22 protein-coding genes and 1 pseudogene are annotated in these 25,652 nt (G+C 67.2%); 7 read left to right on the top strand and 16 right to left on the bottom strand.

Translation table 11 applies throughout. From position 1 onward, the window contains the following. Positions 1–141 precede the first annotated feature (141 nt). The 4 genes from CR917_RS26190 to CR917_RS26175 all read left to right on the top strand — a co-directional run bounded on the left by CR917_RS26190 (position 142) and on the right by CR917_RS26175 (position 6,383). On the top strand, positions 142–1,065 hold the full coding sequence (locus tag CR917_RS26190; protein WP_052504233.1) for a transporter: 924 nt from the start codon (positions 142–144) through the stop codon (positions 1,063–1,065). Between the two features lie 34 nt (positions 1,066–1,099). Continuing rightward, positions 1,100–3,172 (top strand): PQQ-dependent dehydrogenase, methanol/ethanol family, encoded by a 2,073-nt coding sequence (locus CR917_RS26185; protein WP_058541185.1) that lies wholly within the window; start codon positions 1,100–1,102, stop codon positions 3,170–3,172. Positions 3,173–3,321: 149 nt separating this feature from the next. Beyond that, positions 3,322–5,157, top strand: coding sequence for an NAD(P)/FAD-dependent oxidoreductase (locus tag CR917_RS26180; protein WP_104573019.1), 1,836 nt, complete (start codon positions 3,322–3,324; stop codon positions 5,155–5,157). A 218-nt stretch (positions 5,158–5,375) separates the two neighbouring features. Further along, positions 5,376–6,383, top strand: a complete 1,008-nt coding sequence (locus CR917_RS26175) for an Ldh family oxidoreductase (protein ID WP_104573020.1) — start codon at positions 5,376–5,378, stop codon at positions 6,381–6,383. A 58-nt stretch (positions 6,384–6,441) separates the two neighbouring features. Here CR917_RS26175 and CR917_RS26170 read toward each other — a convergent pair whose 3' ends face one another. The 16 genes from CR917_RS26170 to CR917_RS26095 all read right to left on the bottom strand — a co-directional run bounded on the left by CR917_RS26170 (position 6,442) and on the right by CR917_RS26095 (position 22,836). Beyond that, entirely contained in the window at positions 6,442–8,028 is a 1,587-nt protein-coding gene (locus CR917_RS26170) for an aldehyde dehydrogenase (NADP(+)) (protein ID WP_104573021.1), read from the bottom strand. A gap of 27 nt (positions 8,029–8,055) precedes the next feature. Next, positions 8,056–9,447, bottom strand: a complete 1,392-nt coding sequence (gene abaF / locus CR917_RS26165) for a fosfomycin efflux MFS transporter AbaF (RefSeq protein WP_078480790.1) — start codon at positions 9,445–9,447, stop codon at positions 8,056–8,058. Positions 9,448–9,528: 81 nt separating this feature from the next. Beyond that, positions 9,529–10,446: a dihydrodipicolinate synthase family protein gene (locus CR917_RS26160; RefSeq protein WP_043861054.1), complete on the bottom strand. Its 918-nt coding sequence runs from the start codon at positions 10,444–10,446 to the stop codon at positions 9,529–9,531. Between the two features lie 124 nt (positions 10,447–10,570). Then, positions 10,571–11,599 (bottom strand): proline racemase family protein, encoded by a 1,029-nt coding sequence (locus tag CR917_RS26155; RefSeq protein WP_104573022.1) that lies wholly within the window; start codon positions 11,597–11,599, stop codon positions 10,571–10,573. A 116-nt stretch (positions 11,600–11,715) separates the two neighbouring features. Then, positions 11,716–12,438, bottom strand: a complete 723-nt coding sequence (locus CR917_RS26150; protein ID WP_054916116.1) for an amino acid ABC transporter ATP-binding protein — start codon at positions 12,436–12,438, stop codon at positions 11,716–11,718. Beyond that, positions 12,431–13,081, bottom strand: a complete 651-nt coding sequence (locus tag CR917_RS26145) for an amino acid ABC transporter permease (protein WP_043861057.1) — start codon at positions 13,079–13,081, stop codon at positions 12,431–12,433. The genes CR917_RS26150 and CR917_RS26145 overlap by 8 nt, the downstream gene beginning before the upstream one ends. A gap of 10 nt (positions 13,082–13,091) precedes the next feature. Further along, a complete protein-coding gene (locus CR917_RS26140; protein WP_043861058.1) occupies positions 13,092–13,757 on the bottom strand; it encodes an amino acid ABC transporter permease in 666 nt (221 codons plus the stop codon). Then, complete coding sequence (locus tag CR917_RS26135) at positions 13,750–15,531, bottom strand: aconitase X (protein WP_078480793.1); 1,782 nt, start codon at positions 15,529–15,531, stop codon at positions 13,750–13,752. Before CR917_RS26135 ends, CR917_RS26140 begins: the two co-directional genes overlap by 8 nt. A 10-nt stretch (positions 15,532–15,541) precedes the next feature. Then, a complete protein-coding gene (locus CR917_RS26130; RefSeq protein WP_043861060.1) occupies positions 15,542–16,360 on the bottom strand; it encodes a transporter substrate-binding domain-containing protein in 819 nt (272 codons plus the stop codon). A gap of 248 nt (positions 16,361–16,608) precedes the next feature. After that, entirely contained in the window at positions 16,609–17,358 is a 750-nt protein-coding gene (locus CR917_RS26125) for an AraC family transcriptional regulator (RefSeq protein ID WP_043861061.1), read from the bottom strand. A 74-nt stretch (positions 17,359–17,432) separates the two neighbouring features. Further along, positions 17,433–18,689: an FAD/NAD(P)-binding oxidoreductase gene (locus CR917_RS26120; RefSeq protein WP_104573023.1), complete on the bottom strand. Its 1,257-nt coding sequence runs from the start codon at positions 18,687–18,689 to the stop codon at positions 17,433–17,435. Beyond that, positions 18,686–18,922: a 2Fe-2S iron-sulfur cluster-binding protein gene (locus CR917_RS26115; RefSeq protein ID WP_088515459.1), complete on the bottom strand. Its 237-nt coding sequence runs from the start codon at positions 18,920–18,922 to the stop codon at positions 18,686–18,688. The genes CR917_RS26120 and CR917_RS26115 overlap by 4 nt, the downstream gene beginning before the upstream one ends. Further along, positions 18,915–20,030 carry an FAD-binding oxidoreductase gene (locus tag CR917_RS26110; RefSeq protein ID WP_104573024.1) on the bottom strand — a complete coding sequence of 372 codons (1,116 nt, stop codon included), beginning with the start codon at positions 20,028–20,030 and terminating at the stop codon, positions 18,915–18,917. The genes CR917_RS26115 and CR917_RS26110 overlap by 8 nt, the downstream gene beginning before the upstream one ends. Then, positions 20,027–20,959 (bottom strand): 4-hydroxyproline epimerase, encoded by a 933-nt coding sequence (locus tag CR917_RS26105; protein WP_054916112.1) that lies wholly within the window; start codon positions 20,957–20,959, stop codon positions 20,027–20,029. Before CR917_RS26105 ends, CR917_RS26110 begins: the two co-directional genes overlap by 4 nt. Positions 20,960–21,111: 152 nt before the next feature. Further along, positions 21,112–21,816, bottom strand: coding sequence for a GntR family transcriptional regulator (locus CR917_RS26100; RefSeq protein WP_058541363.1), 705 nt, complete (start codon positions 21,814–21,816; stop codon positions 21,112–21,114). Positions 21,817–21,858: 42 nt separating this feature from the next. Next, positions 21,859–22,836, bottom strand: a complete 978-nt coding sequence (locus tag CR917_RS26095) for a LysR family transcriptional regulator (protein ID WP_088515457.1) — start codon at positions 22,834–22,836, stop codon at positions 21,859–21,861. A gap of 113 nt (positions 22,837–22,949) precedes the next feature. Here CR917_RS26095 and CR917_RS26090 point away from each other — a divergent pair, with 113 nt between their 5' ends. The 3 genes and pseudogenes from CR917_RS26090 (at position 22,950) to CR917_RS28305 (ending at position 25,620) form a co-directional block, all read left to right on the top strand. Further along, the gene (locus tag CR917_RS26090) at positions 22,950–23,837 is read left to right on the top strand and encodes an SDR family oxidoreductase (RefSeq protein WP_104573025.1); all 888 of its coding nucleotides are present in this window, start codon (positions 22,950–22,952) and stop codon (positions 23,835–23,837) included. 145 nt (positions 23,838–23,982) lie between these two features. Further along, a pseudogene (locus tag CR917_RS28310) lies at positions 23,983–24,756 on the top strand (cache domain-containing protein); the annotation flags it as partial. Positions 24,757–24,786: 30 nt separating this feature from the next. Then, a complete protein-coding gene (locus CR917_RS28305) occupies positions 24,787–25,620 on the top strand; it encodes a methyl-accepting chemotaxis protein (RefSeq protein WP_371920459.1) in 834 nt (277 codons plus the stop codon). The last annotated feature ends 32 nt before the right edge of the window (positions 25,621–25,652 follow it).

The raw sequence follows: 25,652 nt of genomic DNA, 5'->3' as shown, positions 1-25,652 counted from the left end.
GGGCACTTCACCGCAGGTTGACGCCCTCAAAGCGCAACCAATTGATATCAATGGATTAATTTCGTTGGCACGAAGCCTGCTACGGCCTGTGTGCCGCCCATTGGGTGGCTCATCCGACAAAAACAATAAACAGGTGACTCGATGAGCAAGACCGTACTGTCAAGCGTGCCGGCACACCGCCGTCGTACTGCATTGGGCTGGGCACAGGCCTGGACGCTGGGCCTCGCCGGCTGCCTGGGCAGCCAGGCGCACGCCGTGGATGTGGACGCCGGGGACTACACCGCGTTGCCCGAAGGCACCAACCTGGGCATGGTCTACTACCAGCATGCCGAACGTCGCTCGCTGTACTCCGGTGGCCACAAGCAGCCGGTGCGTGCCGGGCTGAACTCCGACATCGGCATTCTCAGGGGCGTGCACTTCATGAAGCTGGGCGGGTTCACCATCGACCCGCAGTTCCTGCTGCCCTTCGGCCAGCTCGAAGGCAAGCGCGACACCTCGGGCCTGGGCAAGAGCGATGGCGGCATCGGCGACCTGATCCTGGCCTCCACCGTGTGGCTGGTGGAGCGCCCGGAAGAAAAGACCTATTTCGGCATCACCCCGTTCCTCTACGTGCCCACCGGCCGCTACGACCGCGACGACGCGCTCAACATCGGCGAGAACCGCTGGAAGTTCGCGCTGCAGGCCGGCTACATCCAGGGCCTGGGCGACAAGTGGTGGCTGGACCTGATCGGCGACGTCACCTGGTTCGGCAAGAACGACGACGCCACCTCCGCCGGCCTGACCCTGCGCCAGTCCGCGCTGTACCAGGGCCAGGCGTTCCTGCGCTACCAGCTCACCCCGAGCCTGGACCTGCGCGTGGGCTACTCCAGGTTGTGGGGCGGCGAAACCCGCCTGGACGGCGTCGACCAGCACGACAAACCCGACACCGCCAAGTTTCTGGTGGGCGCAGGCTGGTTCGTCACGCCCAAGACCCAGCTGCTGTTCAACTATGGCCGTGACCAGTCGGTGGAAAACGGTTTCAAGGAAGGCGACCGCTTCAACGTACGCCTGATGCAGGTGTTCTGACCCGCACCTGCAGCCATCACCGAGGACACCGAACATGAAAAAACCTTTGCGTACTTCATTGCTGATGCTGTGCCTGGCCACCCCGCTGGCAGCCCTTGCCGCCGGGGTGGACGAGGCCGCCATCCGCGCCACCGAACAGGCCGGCGGCGAGTGGCTCAGCCACGGCCGCACCTATGCCGAACAACGCTTCAGCCCGCTCAAACAGATCGACGCCAGCAACGTCAGGTCACTGGGCCTGGCCTGGTACATGGACCTGGACAACACCCGCGGCCTGGAGGCGACGCCGCTGTTCCACGACGGGGTGATCTACACCTCGATGTCCTGGAGCCGGGTGATCGCGGTCGACGCCGCCAGCGGCAAGGAGCTGTGGCGCTACGACCCCGAGGTGGCCAAGGTCAAGGCCCGTACCTCGTGCTGCGACGCGGTCAACCGCGGCGTGGCCCTGTGGGGCGACAAGGTCTACGTCGGCACCCTGGACGGGCGTCTGATCGCCCTCGACGCCAAGACCGGCAAGGCCATCTGGAGCCAGCAGACCACCGACCCGGCCAAGCCCTACAGCATCACCGGCGCGCCACGGGTGGTCAAAGGCAAGGTCATCATCGGCAACGGCGGCGCCGAATACGGCGTGCGCGGCTTCGTCTCGGCCTATGACGCCGACACCGGCAAACTGGCCTGGCGCTTCTACACCGTACCGGGCGACCCGGCGCTGCCCTACGAGCACCCCGAACTGCGCGAAGCGGCCAAGACCTGGCAGGGCGACCAGTACTGGAAGCTCGGCGGTGGCGGCACGGTGTGGGACAGCATGGCCTACGACCCCGAGCTGGACCTGCTCTACGTCGGCACCGGCAACGGTTCGCCGTGGAACCGCGAGGTGCGCAGCCCGGGCGGTGGCGACAACCTGTACCTGTCGTCGATCCTCGCCATCCGCCCCGACACCGGCAAGCTGGCCTGGCACTACCAGGTCACCCCGGGCGACAGCTGGGACTTCACCGCCACCCAGCAGATCACCCTGGCCGAGCTGAACATCGACGGCAAACCGCGCAAGGTCCTGATGCAGGCGCCTAAAAACGGCTTCTTCTACGTGCTCGACCGCACCAACGGCAAGCTGATCTCGGCCGAGAAGTTCGGCAAGGTCACCTGGGCCGAGAAGGTCGACCTCGCCACCGGCCGGCCGGTCGAGGCCCCTGGGGTGCGCTACGAAAAAGAGCCCATCGTGATGTGGCCCAGCCCCTTCGGCGCGCACAACTGGCATTCGATGTCGTTCAACCCCGGCACCGGCCTGGTGTACATCCCCTACCAGGAAGTGCCCGGTGTGTACCGCAACGAAGGCAAGGACTTCGTCACCCGCAAGGCATTCAACACCGCCGCCGGCTTTGCCGACGCCACCGACGTGCCGGCCGCCGTGGTCAGCGGCGCCTTGCTGGCCTGGGACCCGGTCAAACAGAAGGCCGCCTGGAAGGTGCCATACCCCACGCACTGGAACGGCGGCACCCTGAGCACCGCCGGCAACCTGGTGTTCCAGGGCACTGCGGCGGGGCAGATGCATGCCTATTCCGCCGACAAGGGCGAGGCGCTGTGGCAGTTCGAGGCGCAAAGCGGCATCGTTGCCGCGCCCATGACCTTCGAACTGGCCGGGCGTCAGTACGTGGCGATCATGGCCGGCTGGGGCGGCGTGGCCACCCTGACCGGCGGCGAGTCGATGAACCTGCCGGGCATGAAGAACCGCAGCCGCCTGCTGGTGTTCGCCCTCGATGGCAAGGCGCAGTTGCCGCCACCGGCCCCGGCGCCCGCCAAGGTCGAGCGCGTGCCCCAGCCCGTCACCGCAGCACCCGAGCAGGTGCAGGCCGGCAAGCAGTTGTATGGCCAGTTCTGCAGCGTGTGCCACGGCATGGGCACCATCAGCGGCGGTTTGATCCCCGACCTGCGCCAGTCCAGCGACGCCACCCGCGAGCACTTCCAGCAGATCGTCCTGCAGGGCGCGCTCAAGCCACTGGGCATGCCGTCGTTCGACGATTCGCTCAAGCCCGAGGAGGTCGAGCAGATCAAGCTCTACGTGATGTCGCGCGAGTACGAGGACTACATGGCGCGCCACAAAGCCGCACCTTGAATCGCGCCGGCGGCCTGTGTACGTCACAGGCCGCCGGTCGGGTGCGTGTTGGTGCTCCGGGTCGATCTGGTCTTTTCTGAAAGTAGTCACATCGCTGGCAGTCTTTGTGACTTCAACGGAAGAACCCGACTACCTCAGGAGCCACTGCCATGTCCGCCATCCCTTCGCGCAGCCCCCGCAGGACGCCACTTGCCCGCAACAAGGACGTGACCGCGCTGGTCCCGGACTTCCCGTTCCACTACGCCGACTACCTCGCCGCCGCTCGTGCCGCCGGCCAGCCGCTGTGCCGCGTGCCGCCCGAGTGCTGGGGCCGCAAGGTGCTGGTGGTCGGCGCCGGTATCGCCGGCCTGGTGGCGGCCTACGAACTGCTGAAGATGGGCCTGCACCCGGTGGTGCTGGAGGCCGGCGAGCGCATCGGCGGGCGGCTGTATTCCAGGGTCATGGGCGACCCCGGCGCCGAGGTTATCTGCGAGCTGGGCGCCATGCGCTTTCCGGTATCCGGCAAGGCGCTGTTCCACTACTTCGACAAGGTGGGCATGACCGCGCAGTCGGCGGACTTTCCCAACCCCGGCACAGCGGCCGCAGTCAGCACCGTGGTCGACTACCAGGGCCGCGTGAAGTACTACGAGCACGACAGCCCGGTGTTCCCCGTGCCACCGGAGTACCTGCAGCTCGAAGAGCAGTTCTTCGACACCTTTCTGGCGGGCGCGCCGTTCCACTTCCATGAACTGGAAACCGCCATGACCGAAGGCAGCATCGACCAGAAAGCCATCAAGCGCCTGTGGAATGCCATCGTCCACTGCGGCGCCGGCCGCAGCTGGGACGACGTCAGTTTCTATCAGGCGCTGCTGCAGGAGTCGGGGTGGAGCCGCGAGCAGATCAACCTGTTCGGCCAGATCGGCTTCGGCACCGGTGGCTGGAACACCGACTACCCCAACAGCATCCTCGAAGTGCTGCGGGTGCTGTACACCGGGCTGGATGCCAGCCACCGGCTCATGTACCAGGGCGCCGATGCACTGCCCAGGGCGCTGTGGACGCAATCGCCCACTGCGTTGGGCGACCCCTGCGCCAACGGCCAGGGCGACAGCAGCGTCGAGTCGATGACCCGCCAGGTATTCGCCGAGCCGTTCAACCAGGAAGTCCGGCATATCAGCCCGCTGGCGAACGGTGAGTTCTCGGTACTGGTCCACGACCTCAAGCGCGATACCAGTGCCTGGCTGACCATCGGCCACGTGGTCTACACCCCGCACCTGCGGGTGCTCGACAAGCTGCGCGCCAGCGGCAACGTGCAACAACTTAAGGCCATGGACGCGCTGCTGCCCAGCGCGACCTGGGAGGCCGTCAAATACACTCACTACATGCAGTCGGCAAAGATCTTCGCGGCCACCCGGCGGCCCTTCTGGCACGAACGACCGGGGCCGATGCAGGAACGCACGCTGAGCGTGACGCTGTCCGATGGCCTCACCCGTGGCACCTACCTGGTCGATTACGCGCAGGCGCCAAGCGGCTACCGCGGCAGCGGCATCTTCCTGTCGTACACCTGGAACGACGATGCGCTGAAGTTCCTGGGCGACCGCGCCAGGCCGGCGCCGCAGCATGCCCAGCTGTGCACCACGTTGCTGCAGGCCATCTACCCCAACGTGGACCTCGCCGCGCACTACAGTGCCAGCAACACCTTCGTCGAGTTCAACTGGGAGGACCAGCCGCACTATCTGGGCGCCTTCAAGATGAACCTGCCCGGGCAGTACGCCTACCAGCGCAGGCTCTTCGCGCAGTTCATGACCGGGGTGGGCGATGCCACGCCCTACGGCTTCGTGCTGGCCGGCGACGACGTGTCCTGGACCGGTGGCTGGGCCGAGGGCGCGGTCACCAGCGCACTCAATGCCGTGAACAAGATTGCCGTGTGCCTGGGCGGCGCGAGCGACCCGCGCAACCCCGGCCCGGTGGAATCCTGGGCCGACCTGCAACCGGTCGAACTGCGCTGAAGCTATCCACAAAAAAAGTGGGTAGCTCTGTGGATAAAGCGCTACACGCTGCGTACCACAAGGGCTGCGTCAGTTTGATTACAAACTGAACAGCTTCCCTGGGTATGCGTCGGGGGCTGTTGGCCACTGTGCCAAGTTCGTCATGCCCGTGGTCCGAATCGATCAAGCCCGGCCCCGGTCGATGGGGCACGATGGACGGTCTGTCCAAGGAGCTGACCATGATTCGACTGACCCTTACCCAAGCCCATGAACTGGCAGAGTCGATCCTGCTGCACAACGGTTTCAACGCGGCGCACGCCGCAGCGGTGACGGCCACGGTGGTCGCCGGGGAGCGCGATGGCTGCGCCTCCCATGGGCTGTACCGGGTGATCGGCTGTGTGAACTCGCTCAAGGCCGGCAAGGTGTCGGCGGCGGCCGAGCCGCAGGTGATCGACCAGGTGCCCTCGATCGTGCGTGTGGATGCTGCTGGCGGCTTCTCGCAGCTGGCGTTCCAGGCCGGCTTGCCGATGCTGCAGGCCAAGGCCCGCAGCAACGGCATCGCGGCCCTGGCCATCAACCACTGCGTGCACTTTTCGGCGTTGTGGGTCGAGATCGAACAACTGACCGAGGCCGGCCTGGTGGCGCTGGCGTGCAACCCCAGCCATGCCTGGGTGGCGCCGGCCGGGGGCAGCCAGCCGGTGTTTGGCACCAACCCCATCGCGTTCGGCTGGCCGCGTGCGGGCACCAACCCGTTCGTGTTCGACTTTGCCACCAGCGCGATTGCGCGCGGCGACATCGAGCTGCATCGGCGCGCCGGCAAGGCCATCCCCGAAGGCTGGGGCGTGGATGCCCAGGGGCAGCCGAGCACCGACCCGAACGTGGTGCTCGACAGTGGCGCCATGCTGACCTTTGGCGGGCACAAGGGCTCGGCGCTGGCGGCGATGGTCGAGCTGATTGCCGGGCCGCTGATCGGCGACCTGACCAGTGCCGAGTCGCTGGCCTATGACGCGGGCAGCAAGTCCTCGCCGTACCATGGCGAGCTGATCCTCGCGCTGGACCCGCAGCGGTTTCTGGGGGCGGGCGCCGAGGCGCACCTGGCGCGGGCGGAGGCGGTGTTTGCGGGCATCGAGGGGCAGGGTGCGCGGCTGCCGTCACAGCGCCGCTTCGAGGCGCGCAAGCGCAGCCTGGAGGAGGGCGTGCAGATCCCCGAGGCGCTGTACAACGACCTCAAGGCATTGCTGAACTGATCCTTTCGCCGGCAACGCCAGCTCCTGTAGGAGCCGGCGTTGCCGGCGAAGAGGCCCGTCAGCCTGCCACTGCCTCCCGGCTCTGCACCCCCTCCACCAACCGCACAATCCCCAACGGGTTGCCATCCTGCAACGCCGCCGGCAGCAGATCATCCGGGCAGTTCTGGTAACACACCGGCCGCAGGAACCGATCGATCGCCAGGCTCCCCACCGATGTCCCCCGCGCATCCGAGGTGGCCGGGTAGGGCCCGCCATGCACCATCGCATCGCACACTTCAACACCGGTCGGGTAGCCGTTGAACAGCACCCGCCCAACCTTCTGCTCCAGCAGCGGCAGCACCTGGGCAAACTGCGCCAGGTCGTCGGCTTCTGCAATCAGGGTGGCGGTCAACTGCCCATGCAGGCTCGCCAGCGCGCTGTGCAACTGGTCCGCATCGGCCACTTCCACCACCACCGTGGTCGGCCCGAACACCTCCTCCTGCAACAGCGCATCACCGTCGAGCAGCAAGCTCACTTCTGCCTTGAACAGCTGCGGCTGCGCCTGGTTGCCCTGTTGTTCACTGCCCGCCAGATGGCTCACCCCAGGGTGCGCCTGCAACGCCTGTACGCCCTTGGCATAACTGCGCAGGGTGCCGGCATTGAGCATGGTCTGCGCCGGCTGCTCGCCCAGCGTCGCCGCCAATTGCGCCACAAACGCCGAAAACTGCGGCGAGCGCAGCCCGATCACCAGCCCGGGGTTGGTACAGAACTGCCCGCAGCCCATCACCACCGACGCCGCCAGCTCCGTGGCGATTTTCTCGCTGCGCACCTGCAGCGCCTGCGGCAGCACCAGCACCGGGTTGATGCTGCTCATTTCGGCAAACACCGGGATCGGCTGCGCCCGCGCCGCCGCCATGTCGCACAGCGCGCGCCCGCCCTTGAGCGAACCGGTAAAGCCCACGGCCTGGATCGCCGGGTGCTTGACCAGCGCCTCGCCCACCCCGGCGCCATAGATCATGTTGAACACGCCCTCGGGCATGCCGGTGCGCTCGGCGGCGCGAATGATCGCGTTGGCCACGTGCTCGGCCGTGGCCATGTGCCCGCTGTGGGCCTTGAACACCACCGGGCAGCCGGCCGCCAGCGCCGCTGCGGTATCGCCCCCGGCGGTGGAGAACGCCAGCGGAAAGTTGCTGGCGCCGAACACCGCCACCGGCCCCACGCCGATACGGTACTGGCGCAGGTCCACCCGTGGCAGCGGCTGGCGCTCGGGCAATGCGCGGTCGATGCGCGCACCGTAGAAGTCGCCCCGGCGCAGCACCTGGGCAAACAGGCGCATCTGCCCGCTGGTGCGGCCGCGCTCGCCCTTGATCCGTGCCGTGGGCAAGGCTGTTTCGCGGGTTACCAGCGCGACGAAGTCATCGTCCAGCGCGTCCAGCTGCTCGGCTATGGCCTCCAGAAACTCCGCCCGGCGCCCGGCCGGCAGGTTGCGAAACGTCGGGTAGGCCGCCGCTGCGGCGCGGGCGGCAGCGTCCACTTCCTCGGCGGTGGCCTGGGTGAAACGGTACGGCAGGGCGTCGCCGGTGGTGGCGTCATGGCTGTGCAGGGTGATGCTGCCGGCCGCGCTGCGCGCACCGCCGATGTAGTTGTGGCCGATGATCTCGGTCATGCAGACCTCCTGTTGAAAGGGTTGGGCTCAGGCCAGCGAGTTGCCGCGAGCGCTGGCGGTGTCGGTGCTGGCGGCAACCCGCTCGGCCGACTCGGCGTCGACCAGGTGCAGCGACTTGCCACGGGTTTCACGGGTCAGGCCGACGGCGACGATGGAGATCGCCGCGGCGCCCACCAGGTACCAGGCAATCGGCGTCGAGCTGTTGTACTTGTTGAGCAGGGTGATGGCGATCAGCGGTGCCAGGGAGCCGGCGAAAATCGGCGCCACCTGATAGCACAGCGACAAGGCGGTGTAGCGCACATGGGTGGGGAACATCTCGGCCATCAGCGCCGAGTAGGGCGCATAGGTCATCGACTCGATGGCCAGGCCCAGGGTGATCGCCGCCATGATCAGCCAGTTGTTGCCGGTGTCCATCATCGGGAAGCCGACGAAGCCCCAGAACGCGGTCAGCACCGCACCGGTCAGGTACACCGGCTTGCGCCCCACCAGGTCCGACAGGTAGCCCATCAGCGGGATCAGGAAGAAGTGCAGCAGGTGCGCGCCGAACATCAGCAGCAGAATCTGCGAGGTGTCCTTGTGCACCACCAGCTTGAGGTAGGTGATCGAGAAGGTCACCACGGTGTAGTACAGGATGTTCTCGGCAAACCGGGCGCCGATGCCCACCAGTACCGAACGCCAGTGATGGCGCAGCACTTCCACCACACCCAGCTGCTGCACCTTGTGCTGCGCCTGGCGGGCCTGGGCCTGCTTGAAGATCGGGGCATCATCCACGCTGGTGCGGATCCAGTAGCCGATCAGCACCACCAGTGCCGACAGCCAGAACGCCACGCGCCAGCCCCAGGCCAGGAACTGCTCCTCGTTCAGGGTGCTCGACAGCGCCAGCAGCGCCACCGTGGCCAGCAGGTTGCCGGCCGGTACGCCGGCCTGCGGCCAGCTGGCCCAGAAGCCGCGACGGTTGTCCGGGCAGTGCTCGGACACCAGCAGGATCGCGCCGCCCCATTCGCCGCCAAAGGCGAACCCCTGGATCAGGCGCAGCAGCACCAGCAGGATGGGCGCGGCGTAGCCGATGCTGTCGAAACCGGGCAGGCAGCCCATCAGAAAGGTGGTGATGCCGACCACCACCAGGCTCAGTTGCAGCAGGCGCTTGCGCCCGAACTTGTCGCCATAGTGGCCGAACACCAGGCCGCCCAGCGGGCGGGCCAGAAAACCTACGGCGTAAAGGGCGAAGGCGGCGATGATGCCGTCGATGGGGCTGTCGGTCTGGCGAAAGAACAACTGGCCGAACACCAGTGCCGAGGCCGTACCGTAGAGAAAGAATTCATACCATTCGGCGACGGTACCGGCCATGGCGGCCGCTACCACACGCTTGAGGCCCGCCGGGGCGGTGGTTGCGCGGGGAGAGGGGTGTGCAGTGCTCATGCTGGCGTTTCCTGTGCAGGCGCAAGACAGAAAAACAGGCGCGCCGGGTGGGCCCCGCAGAGAGGCCCGCCCGGCACTCACTCAGAGGCCGACATCCGGCAGTTCAGGGCGGTTGGCCAGGGCCTTGGCCATGATCTGCTCGACGAACTCGCGGTCGTCCTTTGGCAGGGCCAGGCGCGGTGGACGGGTCAGCGCGCTGCCGCGACCGGCAATGGCTTCACACAGCTTGATGCACTGCACCAGGTCGGCGCGGGCATCCAGGTGCAGGATCGGCATCAGCCACTCGTAGATCGGCATGGCCTCGGCAAAGCGTCCGGCCTTGGCCAGGCGGAAGATCGTCTCGCCCTCCTTGGGGAACACGTTGGACATGCCCGACACCCAGCCCTCGGCGCCCACCGCGATGCTTTCGAGCACCACGTCGTCGAGGCCGGCGAACAGCACGAAGCGGTCACCCACCTCGTTGCGCACGTCGATGAAGCGGCGGGTGTCGCCGGAGGAATCCTTGAAGCACACCACGTTGTCGCAGTCGGCCAGGGAAATCAGGATGTCCGGGGTCACGTCGTTTTTGTAGATCGGCGGGTTGTTGTAGACCATCAGCGGCACGTCGGCATGCTTGGCCACGTAACGGTAGTGCTCGGCGGTCTCGAACGGCTTGGAGCCGTACACCAGCGCCGGCATCAGCATCACCCCGTCCACGCCCACCTTGCGCACCGCGTTGGCCACCTTGGCGGCCTGCACGCTGGTGAACTCGGCCACGCCGCAGATCACCGGCACACGCCCACGCGAGGCATCCACCGCCACTTCGGTCACGGCAATCTTTTCTTCGGCCGTCAGCGAGGTGTTCTCGCCCACCGAGCCGCACACCACCAGGCCCGACACGCCGTCGCGGATCACGTTGGAAATCACCTGGTGGGTTTTTTCCAGGTTGATGGAGAAGTCGTCGTTGAATTGGGTGGTGACCGCAGGGAACACGCCACTCCAGTTGATGCGCTTGCTCATTGGTTGTCTCCGGTGGTTGTTAGTATTTCGTATACGATATTTTATGTGTGTGAAGCAGACCAGCGTTATTTCGGGGTTTTTGCTGGTCTTTTTGCTTAGGGTTTGTGAATCAAGGGCTTAGCGATCAGGCGCCGGGCCAGGTGTCCGACAGTCGGTAGCCTTGTGGCCACGGGTCGGCGGGGTCGAGCAGCAACTGATGGGTACCGGTGATCCAGGCACGCCCCGAAATGCACGGGTAGATGGCGGCGCGCCCGGCCACTTCGGTCAGCGAATCGATGCGACAGTGGAACTCCGAGCCCAGGATCGAGCGGCCGATGAAGCGTTCGCCCACCTGCATCAGGCCCTTGGCCTGCAACACGGCCATGCGCGCCGAACAGCCGGTGCCGGTGGGGGAGCGGTCGATCTTGCCGGGCTGGATCACCACCGCGTTGGCACCGGTGGCCACGCCATTCTCCATCACGACGGGCGCGGCGATCTGGCAGAACGAGATATGCGACCAGCCGGGGTTGAGCGGGTGCACAAAACCCAGTTGTTCGTTGGCGGCGCGGGTGATCTTCAGGCCCACCTCCACCAGGTCGGCGGCCTCGTCGGGGCGAATGGCGAAGCCCAGGCGCTGGGCATCGACAATCGCGAAACTGTCGCCGCCATAGGCGGTGTCGACCTGCAGCGAGCCCACGCCCTCGACCTCGATCCAGGCGTCCAGGCGGTCGGCGAAGGAGGGCACGTTCCTGACCTCCACGCGCTGCACCTTGCCGTCCCGGCATTCGGCCACGGCCTCGATCAGGCCGCCGGGGGCTTCGAGCACCAGGCGGGTCTGCGGCTCGGTCATCGGCAGGATGCCGCTGTCGAGCAGCACCGTGGCCACGCACAGCGAGTTGGAGCCGGACATCGGCGGGGTGTCGGCCGGCTCCATGATGATCCAGCCCATCTGCGCGGCCGGGTTCTTGGGCGGCACCAGCAGGTTGACGTGACGGAACACGCCGCCACGCGGTTCGTTGAGCACGAAATTGCGCAGGGTGTCGTCCTGCGCGATCCAGCGCGACTGTTCCCACAGGGTGTCGCCCGGTGGCGGCGCGACGCCACCGACAATCACATCGCCGACCTCGCCTTCGGCGTGGCAGCTGATTACATGTATCACCTTTGATGAACGCATTGCCTGGCTCCTGATTGATTGGGGCTGCTGCGCAGCCCATCGCGGGTCAAGCCCGCTCCCACAGGGTATGGGCTGATCTGTGTGGGAGCGGGCTTGACCCGCGATGAGGCCCCTGGTTACTTCACTGACTTGAGAAACGCCGCCGTCTCCGGCTGCTGCGGGTTGCCGATCACCTGGTCCGGCGAGCCGATCTCGTGCACCAGCCCGTTGCGAAAGAACGCCACCCGGTCCGACACATCCCGCGCAAAGCGGATCTCGTGGGTCACCAGCACCATGGTCATGCCGTCTTCGGCAAGCATGCGCATGGTGTCCAGCACTTCACCCACCAGTTGCGGATCGAGCGCCGAGGTGGCCTCGTCGAACAGCATGTAGTCCGGCGACATCGCCAGCGCCCGGGCAATCGCCATGCGCTGCTGCTGGCCACCGGACAACTTGCCGGGGAAGGTCTTGAACTTGTCGCCCAGCCCCACGTGGGTCAGCTGCTGGATCGCCAGAGCCTCGGCTTCCTCGCGGCTCTTGCCCAGTACCTTGCGCGGCGCCAGCATCACGTTCTCCAGCACCGTCAGGTGCGGGAAGGCATTCCACTGCTGGAACACGATGCCGATCTTCTGGCGCAGGCGGTTGAGGTCGGTGGCGCGGTTGTGCACTTCGATGCCATCCACGCGAATGCTGCCCTTCTGGATCGGCTCCAGGCCGTTGATGCACATCAGCAGGGTCGACTTGCCCGAGCCCGAACCGCCGATGATCGACACCACCTCGCCCTTGTTCACCGTCAGGCTCACGCCCTTGACCACTTCCAGGTCGCCGAAGGATTTGTGTACGTTGTCGATCTCAATCATTTTCTTGCCACCTTCTTTCCAGTCGGGCGCCCAGGCGTGCGACCACCAGGCTCATGACGTAATAGATGAGGCCCGCGATGCACAGCACCAGCAGGGGTTCCTGAATCCGTGTGACGATGGTCTGGGAGGCGCGCAGCAATTCGACGATGCCGATCCACATCACCAGCGCGGTGTCCTTCATCACGCTCAGCACCAGGTTCAGCCAGCCCGGAAAGGCCACCCGCGAGGCCATCGGCAGCACGATCCAGCGCAGGTCCTGCAGGTAGCTCAGGCCCAGCGACCGACTGGCCCGGCGCACGCTGGGCGGTACCGCCAGCACACCGCTGCGCACGATCTCGGTGAAGTACGCCGCGGCGTACACCCCCAGCACGATGCAGCCCACGCTGAAGGCGCTGATGTTCAGGCCCACGATGCTCTTGAACGAGTTGAACAGCACGAACTGGATCAGCAGTGGCACGCTGCGAAACACATCCAGCACCCAGGCCAGCGGCAGGCTGGCGCGTGGCAGCAGCGCACGCAGCAGGCCGAACACCAGCCCGGCCACCGAGCCCAGCATGATCGACCAGAAGGTCAGTTGCAGGGTGACCCAGGCCCCGTCGAGCAGGAACAGCATGTCGTTCCAGGTAAAGCTTGTAGAAAACATGGACAGCTCCTCAGTAACGGAACAGCCGCCAGGCCATCAGCCGGGCCACCGCGACGATCAGCTTGGCGATCAGGTAATACAGCACCGCTGCAATGGCGAAGTACTCGAAGGTGCGGAAGGTCTTGACGTTGTAGTCCTGGGTCACGCCGGTGAGGTCGTTGTTGAGCCCCACGATCACCCCCAGCGAGGTCATCAGCACCGCCCACACCATCTGGTTGCTCAAGGGGTAGAACACCACCCGCAGCAGCTGCGGCACGATGATCATGCGGTAGGCCTGGAACGCGCTCATGCCCAGCGAGCGTGCCGCGCGCATCTGCGTGGTCGGCACTGCCTTGAGCCCGCCGCGAAAGTTCTCCGCCAGGTACCCGGCGTTGTTGAAGGTGATGCCGGCCAGCAGCGCGAACCACGAACTCACGTGCAGCCCCAGCGAGCCAAGCCCGAAGTACAGGATGTAGATCTGGAACAGCGAAGGGGTGTTGCGCGCAATCGATACCCAGGCATTGCCGATGCCGCGCAACACCGGCTGCTGCGCTTCACGCATCACGGTCAAGGCCAGGGCGATCAGCACGCCGAAGATCATCGACAGCGCGGCGGTCTCGAAGGTGACCCAGGCGCCGGCCAGCATGTCGGGCAGGGCGCGCAGGGCCGAGCGCCATTGGAAGGTGTAGTCAAACATGCGCGGGGCTCTCCTGTGGGGCGGCCGGCTGCAGCCAGGCCGGCAGGCGACCGCTGGCGCTGCCGGTGCAGGCGGCCTCGACGCACTCGCCAAGGCTGGCGAAATGCACCGCCCGGCCCGCCAGCCCGGGGGCGTAGTGGGCGTATTTGCCCGAGTTGGTCATCAGTGTGCGGGCGGCGGGCGGGATCACCGGCTCGCCGAGCATGCACCAGCAGGTGTCGGTCACCAGCACCGCGCCGAAGGCTTCGATCGGGGCAAGGTGGCCGGCGTCACGGGCCTGCTCCAGCACCGCACGGCCGCAGGTGATCACCAGGCTGACCGCCGGGTTGCGCGTGCGCCCGCGGCACAGCTGTGCCAGGTGCGCGAACTCGCCCAGGGAGAAGTGCGGGTTGCCCAGCGACACCAGGTCCACCTGGCTGTCACGGGCACTGTTCAGCTCGCGCCAGCTCACCAGCAGGTCGGCCAGGGCAATGCGTTTTACCGGCAGCACCTCGCCCGCGCTGACCGCCTGGGCTGGGTCCAGCGCTTCGGGTGTGACCCCGGCGATATGGAACAGCGGCGCCGCCGAGGTGGTGGCGAACGCGGCGCCGAAGGCCTTGAGGTCGTCGTGGGTCGGGGCAAAACGCTCCAGGCCTGTCACCAGCGGGATCCGGCTGCCGACCATGGCGCCGATGTGATAGCCCAGCAGCGGGTAGAACGCATCGTCCAGGTGGGTCAGCGCCGGCAGGTCGATCTGCACCCGCGCCTTGCGCTGGGCCTCCAGGTGGCAGCCGATCAGCGGCGCGCGGCCGGTCAGGGCGATGCAGATATCCAGGTAGTCGGGGTACTTCAGGGTACGCGCGCCGAGCACGCTGTTGGCGTACACCACGGCGTTGGACTCGGCCCACACGATCTGCTCGCCGAGCTTCGGCGCGCTGTCTAGCAGGTAGGGGGCGCAGGTAAAGCTCATCTGCGCGCCCATCGCCATGTAGGCATCGCCCAGCGCACTGGCAGGTTCGCCCAGCGCCGCGTCGATACCCAGTTCGCGCCAGCGGCGCTGGTCCACGGAAATCGAGTTGAGGGTGGTCGGCACCCGCACCCTGGCGCCCCACTGCACCAGCTGCTGCGCAAAGCGCAGGCTGGCGGGGCCGGTGTAGATGCAGCCGTCGATATGCGCCTGGCTGATGTCCACCAGGCTGTGTGCGCCCTGCAGCTCGGCCATGCGCAGCACGATCTGCATCGCCACCTGCGCGGCCTTGCCCAGGTCGCCCGCGAGCAAGGCCTGGTCGTGGTCGGTAAGGGTGAGGGTGGTCGGGCGCGTCGCCGCCGGCGGGCTGGCGGGGGCTGCCGGCAGCGCCTCGGCGGGGGCCTGGTCGAACAGCACCAGGCGCTCGCCCTGCACCTGCGCAAAGGCCTTGCCGCGCAGGGCGGCAAAGGCCTGCTGGCCGATGCACAGCACCGGCAGCGAGCGCCCGAACAGCAACTGCGCCACCAGCACGCCCAGGGTCAGGATCTCATCCGGCTCGGCCAGCACCAGTGCCGCCGGTGCATGGCCGTTGCTGATCAGCTCCATCATCACACTGCTGCCGGTACACGAGCCGCGCCCGCTGGGAATGGCCAGCACGCGGCCGGCCAGGTGTGCGCCGCTGAGCGGGTGATGGCGGTCGATGACCTCGCCGCTGAAGGCGTCGACACCGCCCCAGAAACTCAGGCCGATGTCGGCGAACAGCAACTCGCCACTGGCCGCGCCATCGACCAGGCTACGCCCGTTCAGGGCAGTGGAAGGGCTGGGCATGCCGGGCACCTCAGTAGTAGACCTTCGGCACGGTCAGGTCGGTCGGCGGGATATCGGTGCCTACCCATTTGACGAACAGCTCGTTGTAGCGGCCGCTACGTACCTGCTGGTTGACGAACAGGTTGAGGTAGTTGAGCAGGCCGTACTCGTTGCGCTTGGCTCCCAGCGACACGTAGTCGATCACGTAGGGTGCGTTGCCGGCGATCTTCAGGTTCTTGTACTTGCCCGACTTGAGCGTGGCGGCGGCCACGGTGTTGGTCACCACGGTGGCATCGATGTGCCCCTGGGCCACGGCCAGGATGGTGTCGTTCTGCGACTGGTAGGCGCGGAAACTGCCGCTGCCCCACTGCTTCACGTCCTTCTCCAGCGCGATGGCTTCATAGGTGCCGCTGGTGTTGCCCAGGGCCTTGCCCTTGATGTCGTCGAAGCTGTTGATGCCGGTGTTGTCGCGGGTCAGCACGACCATCTGGAAGGCAAAGTAGGGCACCGTGAGGCCGACCGTCTTGGCCCGCTCCAGGGTGTCGGAGGTGGACGCCACGATCACGTCGGCCCGCCCCGAGACCAGCGCCGGGATACGGTCCGGGAACGGCGTCTCGACGATCTCGGCATCAACCCCGAGGACCTTCGCCAGGTCGTTGCAGTAGTCGACGTCGAAGCCGGCCGGCTTGTTGGCGTCGTCGCGAAAGCCCATGGGCGGGAAGTCCAGGGTCACGGCGCAGCGCAGCTTGCCGGAGCCGATGATGTCATCGAGCTTGTCGGCCTGGGCGGTGGCGATGAAGGAGGTACTGAGCACAGCGCTGAGAGCTACAACAAAAGCGGGGTTTTTCATGGAAGCCTCGTTTGTCGGAAGGTGCTGGTAGCGGGCGTATTGTGAATTTCGTATACGATATTTTTATAGCAATGCGCGTGCCTGTTTTTGCCCGGGCGATGCAATTGCTTTGCGGCCCTTGAGCCAGAGGACTTGCGTTGAATCCGGCAGGGCAGGCGGGCGGTGCGCAGGAAACGCTGCCCGGTGCCGGCGGTGTTACATATGGGAGCAGTGGGCGCGGCGGCGCACCCTAAAGGAACACACTGCGTCTAGCGGCGGGTATCGCGGTACTGGCTTGGCGACAGGCTGGTGAGGGCGCGGAACTGGCGGCTGAACGCGCTGTGGTCGGTGTAGCCGCAGCGCAGGGCGATCTCGGTGATCGGCAGGTCGCTGTGGTGCAGCAGCCGCGAGGCTTCTTCAAGGCGCACCTTGTGGATCATCTGGCGCGGGGTGAGCTGGAACACGCGCTTGCAGTTGCGCTCCAGCTGCGCGGCAGACAACCCGGCAATCGCGGTCAGCTCGGCCAGGCTCACGGGCCGTGCGAAGTGCTCGCGAATGTGCGCATCCACCGCCGCCAGGCGATCGAAGCCGGGGTGGCTGGCCTGGGGCGCCTGCAGGTCGCGGGAGATGCCGGCCAGGCCGACGATCTGGCCCTGGGTGTCGAACAGTGCCAGCTTGTGGGTCAGGCACCACACCGGCTGGTTGCCGAAGTACAGGTGCAGTTCGAGCTGGTCGGCCAGCTCGCGGCCGCTGTCGAGCACGCGGCGGTCCTGCGCGGTGTACAGCGGGCCGAAGCGCTCGGGGAACACGCTGTCGGCGGTCAGCCCCAGCAGCTCGTGGCTGTGCCTGAAGCCGCAGCGCCGCGCCAGGGTGTGGTTGACGAAGGCGTAGCGGGCCTGGGTGTCCTTGATGAAGAACACCACGTCGCTCAGCGTATCGAGCAGCGGCGCGATCGGCTGCAGGCTGCTCAGCAGGCTGGGCAGGTCGCAGGGCTGGAAGCTGTTGAGCGATACGTACATGGCGCTGGCGGTCTGGTGGGCACCTTCGGGATCATAGAGATCCGGCGCCCGCCTCGAAAGCCCCGGGCTGCGTTTCATGCGGGCGGGGTGTCGTCCAGGCACAGCAGGGTCTCGATGCGTGCCGGGCTGAACGGCGGGCGCGGCGCCGAGGGCTGCCAGCCGAACAGGTGCTGCGCTGCGGCGCCGCACACCCGGCCCTGGCAGGCGCCCATGCCGCAGCGGCTGCTCAGCTTGGCCTCGCGCCAGTCACGCTGGCCGGCGAGCTTGCTGTAGGGCACGTCCTCGCAGCGGCATACCAGGGTGTCGGGGCGCGCCAGTTGCTTGAGCTGCGGGGCAAGGGCGAAGGCGTGGTTGAGCGCCTTGGCGAAGCCCTGCCAGCGCGCTCGCTGCGGCCAGTGGCGGGCGGCGCCCTGGCGGTCGCCCACGGCCGCCAGCCCGGCAATGGTGCCTTCCACCAGCGCCAGTTCGCTGCCCCCAAAACCGGTGCATTCCCCCGCCGCGAACAGGCCCGGCGCGCTGGTGGCCTGCCACGCATCCACGGCCAGCGCCTGGCCGTGGAGTGTGCAGCCCAGGGCCTGGCCGAGCTGGCTGTTGGGAATCAGGCCGAAGCCGCAGGCCAGGCGCTCGCAGGCCAGCTCGACCAGCTTGCCGTGCTGGCGCAGGCGCACGCCTTCGAGGCGCTCGCTGCCGAGTGCCTCCACCACATGGCTGTCGGTGCGGTAGTGGCGGTCGAACAGGCCGAACGCTTGCAGCAGCTTGTTTGGCCAGCGCGGCAGTTGTGCGGCAAAACCCGCCACCGCGCCGCGGGTTGCCTGTTCGGCGACGCCTACCACCTGCGCGCCGTTGTGCCGCGCCGTGGCAGCGCTGGCTAGCAGCAGCGGGCCGCTGCCGGCGATCACCACGCGCTGGTCGCGTACCGGCAGGCCGCCCTTGATCAGTGCCTGCAGGCCACCGGCACCGGTCACGCCGGGCAGGGTCCAGCCGGGGAAGGGCAGCAGCAGTTCGCGTGCGCCGGTGCACAGGATCAGCGTGTCGTAGTCGATCACCCAGCCGCGCTCGGCGTCTTCCACCAGCAACTGGCGCGGGCCGGTGGCGGCGATCACGCGGGTCTGCAGGTGGTGCTGCACATTGTTCAAGGCGCCCACGTGCTCGCGCAGGCGCTGTGCCTGCGTCGGCACGCTGGCCTGCGGGCCGTCGCGCCAGATCTGCCCGCCGGGCCATGGGTTGTCGTCCAGCAGCACGATGCGTGCACCGCTGGGGGCAGCGGCCAGTGCGGCATTGAGGCCGGCCGGGCCGGCGCCGATGATCAGTACGTCGGCATGGGCGCTCATGCGTGGGTCTCCACCTGCATGCCGTCGCGGCACAGGGTCTGGCAGGCCAGGCGGCGCCGGCCGTCGATGCTCACCCGGCATTCCTGGCAGATGCCCATGCCGCACAGCGGTGCGCGGCGCTGGCCGCTCACCGAGGTACGCGTGCAGCCGTCGCCAGCCAGGGCCAGTGCAGCGGCCACGCTGGTGCCTTCGGCCACGCGCAGGGCACGTCCGTCCAGGGTCAGTTCAGGCATGGGTCGGTTCTCCGAGAAAACGCTGTGGCAGGTAGGCCTGTGCGGCCAGGGGCGGGTGTTCGTCGAACAGTTGCGCCACCAGCAGGTCGGCGGTGGCCGGGGCCGTGGTCACGCCCAGCCCTTCATGCCCCACCGCCAGCCACAGGCCGGGGCGTTGCGGGTGCTGGCCCACCAGCGGCAGGCCGTCGGGGCTGGCGGCGCGAAAGCCGGTCCAGGCGCGAATCGCATTGAGCTGGGCCAGCGCCGGCACGTATTCGGTGGCGCGCTTGAGCATCCTGGCAAGCATCCAGCCTTCCACCTGCGGGTCGGTGGTGCCGAACTGGCGTGAGGCACCGATGAACAGCTGGCCGGTAGGGCGCGGCTGGATATTGCACGCGGCCGACGGGCCGCTGGCGTTGTGCGCACTGGTCACGTAGCCCAGTTCCACCAGGGTGTGGGTGACCTGGCCGGGGTAGCGGTCGGTGATCAGCAGGTGGCCCTTCTTGGGTTGTATCGGCAGTTCGGGGCACAGTTCGGTGGCCTGGATACCGTTGGCCAGCACCACGGCCGTGGCGGCCAGCCACTGGCCGTCGTCCAGGCGCACGCGGGCGTCATCCACCTCGGCGACCCGTGCCTGGCGCTGGCGAATGCGCGGCTGGTCGAGCATCCAGCGTGCGGTGGCCGGGGCATACAGAATGCCGTCGTCCTCGATCAGCAGGCCGCCCTCCAGCCCTTCGCGCAGCAGCGGTTCGCGTTCGCGCAATCGAGGTGCGCCGACCAGCTGGCAGATCACCCCATGGGCGCGCAGGTTGGCATGCTTGTGCTCGGCCACGGCCATTTCTTCAGCGTTGGCGGCCAGCCACAGGGTGCCGTTGCTGCGGTAGGCGCAGCCTTCTGGCAGGTTGCGCGCAATGTCGCGCCAGCGTTGCAGCGAGTATTGGCTCAGGGCCAGTTCGGCGGGGTTGTCGTCCAGCACCAGCAGGTGGCCCATGCCGGCGGCGGTGGCGCCGGGCAGCCCGGCATCCAGCACCAGCACGTCGAGGCCGCGCCGGGCCAGGGCCTGGGCGCAGGCCGCGCCGATGATGCCGGCGCCCACCACGATCACATCGGCGGCCAGGCCCTGGGTCACAGGCGGATGCCCCAGGCGAACGGGTCGTCCTGCTCGATGATCAGCGTGGCTTCGGCGCTGATATGCGCGCGGCCGCGAATGGTCGGCACGATGCGATCGCCGGCGGTTTCGAACGAGCCTTCGAACTGGCTGCCGATCACGCTGGCCTGGCGCCAGATCTGGCCCGGTTGCAGCTTGCCGTCGGCGGCCAGGCACGCCAGCTTGGCGCTGGTGCCGGTGCCGCAGGGCGAGCGGTCATAGGCCTTGCCGGGGCACAGCACGAAGTTGCGGCTGTCGGCGTCGGGGTCGTCGGCGAACAGCTCGACGTGATCGATCAGGCCGCCGTCCTCGCCGCGCAGGCCCTGATCTTCCAGGGCCTGCTGCACGGCCACGGTGTAGGCGGTGAGCGCGTCGAGGTTGTCGCCGCTGATACGCAGGCCGTGCTCGGCCACCAGGAAGAACCAGTTGCCGCCCCAGGCGATATCGCCGGTCACTTCGCCGATGCCGGGCACCTGCACGCTGACGGCGTGACGATAGCGGTAGGCGGGTACATTGCGCACGCTGACCGAGTGGTCGTCGTGCAGGGTGGCTTGCACGTTGCCCACGGGGGTTTCGAGGGTGTGGGTGCCGGGGCCGATCCTGCCCAGGTGGGCCAGCGAGATCACCAGGCCGATGGTGCCGTGGCCGCACATGCCCAGGTAGCCGGTGTTGTTGAAGAAGATCACCCCGGCGCAGGCGCTGGGGTCGACCGGTTCGCAGAGCAGTGCGCCCACCAGCACATCATTGCCGCGGGGTTCGAGCATGCAGGCGGCGCGCCACTGATCGTGGTGTTCGGCCAGCTGTTGCCTGCGTTCGGCCATGCTGCCGTGGCCCAGGTCGGGGAAGCCTGCGGTGACCAGGCGCGTGGGTTCGCCGCCGGTGTGGGAGTCGATCACGGTGATGCGTTTCATGGGGCGCGTCCGTTGGGGGTATGGACGCAAGGGTGGCGGTTGGTGGGGGGTGGCGTCTTGATGGAATTGCGCGGTGTGGATGACGAAATCGGCATAGGGCCATGACATGTCCGAACTGTTGCAACGCGCCATGGCCTGGGGGTTTTGAGAGGTCAGCCCTGTTGGCCCGGCTCCAGACCGGGGTGGGGCTTGGCCATCGGCAAGTGCTCCAGCAAGGTCTCGCACACCCCCGCAATATGCTCATCCAGCAAGCCCACCGCGCGCTCCACATCACCCGCCCGGCATGCATCGAGGATCTCGCGGTGTTCGTGGTCGGCACGCTCCTTGCCCGCCGACAGGCTCATCTGCATGCGCAGGTACCGCTCCAGCTTGTCGTTCACCGAACGGATCATGCTCACCAGAAACGGTCGCTGCGCCGGCTCGTACAGGCACGCATGCAACTCCCAGTTCAACTGCGCCCAGCGCCCCACGTCGTTCTCGCCAATGAACTCCTGGCAGATGCGCTCGGCCTGTTCGAACGTGGCCTCGGTCATGTTCGGGATGGCCAGGCGCAACACCTTGTCCTCCAGCAACATGCGCACCTCGAACATCTGCGCCAACTCGAAGTCCGACAAGCGCGTGACCATCGCCCCCCGGTTGCGCTGGAACATCACCAACCCCTCGGCCTCAAGCCGCTTGAGCGCCTCGCGCACCGGGATCTTGCTGACGTTGAACTGACGCGCGATGTCGTCCTGGCGAATCGGCTCGTCTTCGTCGAAGTGCCCGGCCACGATGGCATCGCGCAGGTGCCGGGTGATGATCTCGGACGTGGAGGGCGTGTTGCCCAGGTCCGGCGCGTTGAGTTTGGGTAGGTTCACGGTGGCAATCATTCGAGGGGATTTAGGGATATGGTATACGAATTATCTGGAAACGTTCGCCCGGGAGCGCGACGCGTTGCCACACGATGACGGCGACGGCGGCTCGAAACCGTCCCCCGACAGGCACTGGCGCAGGTGCGTCAGCAGCGTCGCGACCTTGGGCTGCGCCTGCCGGCTCTTGAGCCACGCCAGGTGAATCGGCAGGCCGTCGGTGGCCAGCGGCGCCAGCACCTGCACCAGGCTGCCGTCTTCCAGCTGACGACGAATCAGCCAGGTCGGCAGCTGTGCGATGCCATGCCCGGCCAGCACTGCGGCCACCTGGCCCTCGGCATCGCCCACCGCCATGCGTGCCGGCATGATCCGACGCTCGGTATGCCCGGGGCGGGCGGTAGGGAAGTGCCACGGGCCGACCATGCCGTCATTGAGCCCGTACACGATGCAGCTGTGGCGTTCCAGTTCGAGCTCGTTGCCGGGCTCGCCATGACGCTCCAGGTACGCGGGGGCGGCGCAGAACACCACGCGCTGCGAGCCCAGGTAATGGTGCCCCACCGCCGCCGGCCAGCTTTGCGGCCCGCCGATGCGCACGAACAGGTCGATGCCGGCCTCGACCGGGTCCACGAAGCGGTCGGAGAAGGTCACGTGCGGCATCAGCAGCGCATGCTCGCGCACGCAGGCCAGAATCGCCGGCAGCCCGTGCAGGCGCCCGAAGGCCGCCGGCAGGTCGATGCGTACCCGGCCGCGTGGCTCGGCGTCTTGGGTGCTCAGCGCCAGCTCCGCCTCTTCCAGCTCGGCCAGCACGCCGGTGCAGGTGCGATAGAACGCCGCCCCGGCTTCGGTCAGCGCCACGCGCCGTGTTGTGCGTGCCAACAGGCGCGTGTGCAGCCGCGCCTCGAGCCGCGCGACGCTCTTGCTGACTGCCGAGCCGGTCAGGTTAAGGCGCTCGGCCGCGGCCTTGAAGCTGCCCAGGTCGGCCACGCAGACGAACACGTCGATGCCCTTGAGGCGTTCCGAAGAATACATGTGCCCACCCCATTGATGAATTGCAGTCACTTTACCCGGTAAAACATATCGCCAATACGCCGTTTGTTCCCGAGTAGCCTGATTCAACCTCTACTGCACAACAGGTTGCGACCATGCACGACACCAAGCCCACCGTCCTCATCACCGGCGCCACCGGCCAGATCGGCGGCGACACCCTGCGCTTTCTGCAAGGCGACGACACCATCGAACTGGTGGCCGCCGTGCGTTCGCCGGCCAAGGCGCAGCCCTTCGAGGCCCGTGGCATCCGCACGGTGATCATGGACTTCGACCACGAGCACACCCTGGCGCCGGCCCTGCAGGGTGTCGACCGGGTGCTGCTGGTGACCGGCTACAGCGTCGACATGCTGCGCCAGAGCAAGGCCTTTCTCGACCGCGCACGCCACGCCGGGGTGCAGCACGTGGTGCACCTGGGGGCCTGTGGCGACGACCACGCCACCATCGGCCACTGGGCCTGGCACCAGTTCGTGGAGCGCTATGTGCAATGGTGCGGCTTCAGCTTCACCCACCTGCGCCCGGAGTGCTTCATGCAGAACCTGCTCAGCTACGACGGCACCCAGGCCGTGCGCAACGGCGTGATCGAACAGTACACCGGCCACACGCGGTTCAGCTGGGTCGACGGCGAAGACGTGGCGCGGGTGGCGGCGCAGGCCCTGCTGCACCCGCAGCGCCATGCCGGGCAGACCTACCGCCTGGGCTACGACGTGAAGTCCTACGACGAGGTGGCACAGGTGATGAGCGAGGTACTCGGCCAGCCGTTTCGCTATGACGCGCAATCACCCGACGTGTTTCTCGAAAACATGCGCGCCGCCGGCGCCGAGATGGCCTACATGAGCTGCGTGCACGACAACTTCACGCGCATGGCCGCCGGCACCATCCCCGGGGTCGACCAGGTGTTCGACAACTTCCAGGCCATCACCGGCCGCGAGCCGGTGCGCTGGGTGGATTTCGTGCGCAAGCACCGGGCTGCATTCGCCTACTGATAGAATACATTTCTGAATCTTTTTGTAAGAGGTAAATGCCAGATTAGAGGCGGGTCAATCTTCATTTTAAAATACAATAGTGTATGTTTGTGCGCGGTGCGCCTTGCGCCGTCGTGCATAACAATAAAATGAGGTATTGCCCCCTATGATCGGGTTGAGACATCTGCGTATCAGCACCCGCATCACCGTGCTGGTGATCGGTATCACCCTGTTTGTCGTGTTGCTCAGTGGCTGGCTGGGGCTGACCCTGCAACGCAGCCTGCTGCAGGAGAAGATGGCCGGTGTCGGCACTGCGCTGGACACCGCATCCACCCTGCTGGCGCATTATGAGAAGCAGGCCGAGGAAGGCCACCTGAGCCGCGCCGAGGCGCAGCGCCAGGCGGCAGAAATGGTCAGCCGCATTCGCTACCTGGGCGACAACTACCTGCTGATTCTCGACCTGCAGCACCGCATGCTCATGCACCCCAAGGCACCCGCCCTGGTGGGCAAGTCGCAGGCCGATTTCAAGGACGTCAACGGCAAGCCGTTCGCCCGTGAAATGATCGACCGGGCCGTGGCCCAGGGGCGCGGCACGGTCGAGTACTGGTTCCCGCGGGCAGCCGGGCAGGCGCCGGAATTCAAGGTGTCCGAGGTGGTGCTGTTCAAGCCCTGGGGCTGGGTGCTGGCCAGCGGCATCCACCCGCAGGACGTGCGCCACGAAGTGAACACGGTGCTGCGCATGCCGGCGTTGCTGGTGCTGGTGGCGTTGCTCGGCATGGCGCTGTGCGCCTGGCTGCTGATTCGCAGCATCACTCGGCCGCTCAACCACACCGTGCAGGCGCTGGCCCGCGCCACCGATGGCCACACCGACCTGACCTTGCGCCTGCCCACCGACGGCTTCGACGAGCTGACCCAGGTGGCGCACAGCTTCAACCGCCTGGTGGAGGCTGCGCACCGCGTCACCCGCAGCATGGCCAAGGCCAGCCAGCGCATCTCCAGCACCAGCGACAGCCTGGGGCAGATCACCGAGGCGGCGCAGCGCAGCATGCAGGCCCAGCAACTGGAGACCGACAGCGTGGTCACGGCCATGAGCGAGATGGTCAGCACCGTGCAGGACGTGGCGCACAACGCCAGCGTCGCCGCCAGCGCCACCCGCGATGCCGAGCAACAGGCCACGGCCGGCAGCGCCACGGTGCGCGATGCCGGTGAGGCGATTGGTGCGCTGGCCGAGGCGCTGGAGCACAGCCGCAGCGTGGTGGACCAACTGGCCACCGACTCGGGCAGTGTCGGGCGCGTACTGGACGTGATCACCGCGATTGCCGAGCAGACCAACCTGCTGGCGTTGAATGCTGCCATCGAGGCGGCGCGTGCAGGTGAGCACGGGCGTGGCTTTGCGGTGGTGGCGGACGAGGTGCGCACGTTGGCGCGGCGTACGCAGCAGTCGACGCTGGAGATCCAGCAGATCATCAACCGCGTGCAGGCCGGTGCCAGCCAGGCGGCGGCGCAGATCGGCGCCAACGTCGAGTCGGCGCAGCAGCCGGTGGCCGCCTCGGCGCGGGCCGGGCAGGCGCTGGCGTTGATCGATGCGTCGGCGTCCACGGTGAGCCAGATGACCTTGCAGATTGCCAGTGCGGCGGAGCAGCAGGCGGCCACGGCAGACGGTATCAACCGCAGCGTCACGCGCATCCACGACGCCTCGACGGTGAGCGCGCGCACCATCGAGCAGACGCGCCAGTCGTGTGATGAGCTGAGGGCGTTGGCGCAGCAGCTGGAGGAGCAGGTGGGGCAGGTGGTTACGGGGTAGGGCGCGGCAACGGACGTGTAGGAGCGGGCCTT

The organism is Pseudomonas sp. BRM28 (assembly GCF_002939405.1).
GTDB classification, from domain to species: Bacteria; Pseudomonadota; Gammaproteobacteria; order Pseudomonadales; family Pseudomonadaceae; genus Aquipseudomonas; species Aquipseudomonas palmensis.
The sequence above is the reverse complement of the archived record's forward strand: the minus strand, read 5'-3'. Positions and strand labels throughout refer to the sequence as shown.

Bases quoted from the DNA above. Each gene is read 5' to 3' on its own strand.
- CR917_RS26175 (WP_104573020.1), top strand. From the start codon at position 5,376: ATGATTCGACTGACCCTTACCCAAGCCCATGAACTGGCAGAGTCGATC.
- CR917_RS26125 (WP_043861061.1), bottom strand. From the start codon at position 17,358: ATGTACGTATCGCTCAACAGCTTCCAGCCCTGCGACCTGCCCAGCCTG.
- CR917_RS26190 (WP_052504233.1), top strand. From the start codon at position 142: ATGAGCAAGACCGTACTGTCAAGCGTGCCGGCACACCGCCGTCGTACT.
- CR917_RS26145 (WP_043861057.1), bottom strand. From the start codon at position 13,081: ATGTTTTCTACAAGCTTTACCTGGAACGACATGCTGTTCCTGCTCGAC.
- CR917_RS26185 (WP_058541185.1), top strand. From the start codon at position 1,100: ATGAAAAAACCTTTGCGTACTTCATTGCTGATGCTGTGCCTGGCCACC.
- CR917_RS26155 (WP_104573022.1), bottom strand. From the start codon at position 11,599: ATGCGTTCATCAAAGGTGATACATGTAATCAGCTGCCACGCCGAAGGC.
- CR917_RS28305 (WP_371920459.1), top strand. From the start codon at position 24,787: ATGGCCAAGGCCAGCCAGCGCATCTCCAGCACCAGCGACAGCCTGGGG.
- CR917_RS26090 (WP_104573025.1), top strand. From the start codon at position 22,950: ATGCACGACACCAAGCCCACCGTCCTCATCACCGGCGCCACCGGCCAG.
- CR917_RS26170 (WP_104573021.1), bottom strand. From the start codon at position 8,028: ATGACCGAGATCATCGGCCACAACTACATCGGCGGTGCGCGCAGCGCG.
- CR917_RS26115 (WP_088515459.1), bottom strand. From the start codon at position 18,922: ATGCCTGAACTGACCCTGGACGGACGTGCCCTGCGCGTGGCCGAAGGC.
- CR917_RS26140 (WP_043861058.1), bottom strand. From the start codon at position 13,757: ATGTTTGACTACACCTTCCAATGGCGCTCGGCCCTGCGCGCCCTGCCC.
- CR917_RS26150 (WP_054916116.1), bottom strand. From the start codon at position 12,438: ATGATTGAGATCGACAACGTACACAAATCCTTCGGCGACCTGGAAGTG.
- CR917_RS26105 (WP_054916112.1), bottom strand. From the start codon at position 20,959: ATGAAACGCATCACCGTGATCGACTCCCACACCGGCGGCGAACCCACG.
- CR917_RS26160 (WP_043861054.1), bottom strand. From the start codon at position 10,446: ATGAGCAAGCGCATCAACTGGAGTGGCGTGTTCCCTGCGGTCACCACC.
- CR917_RS26130 (WP_043861060.1), bottom strand. From the start codon at position 16,360: ATGAAAAACCCCGCTTTTGTTGTAGCTCTCAGCGCTGTGCTCAGTACC.
- abaF (WP_078480790.1), bottom strand. From the start codon at position 9,447: ATGAGCACTGCACACCCCTCTCCCCGCGCAACCACCGCCCCGGCGGGC.
- CR917_RS26095 (WP_088515457.1), bottom strand. From the start codon at position 22,836: ATGTATTCTTCGGAACGCCTCAAGGGCATCGACGTGTTCGTCTGCGTG.
- CR917_RS26180 (WP_104573019.1), top strand. From the start codon at position 3,322: ATGTCCGCCATCCCTTCGCGCAGCCCCCGCAGGACGCCACTTGCCCGC.
- CR917_RS26135 (WP_078480793.1), bottom strand. From the start codon at position 15,531: ATGCCCAGCCCTTCCACTGCCCTGAACGGGCGTAGCCTGGTCGATGGC.
- CR917_RS26120 (WP_104573023.1), bottom strand. From the start codon at position 18,689: ATGAGCGCCCATGCCGACGTACTGATCATCGGCGCCGGCCCGGCCGGC.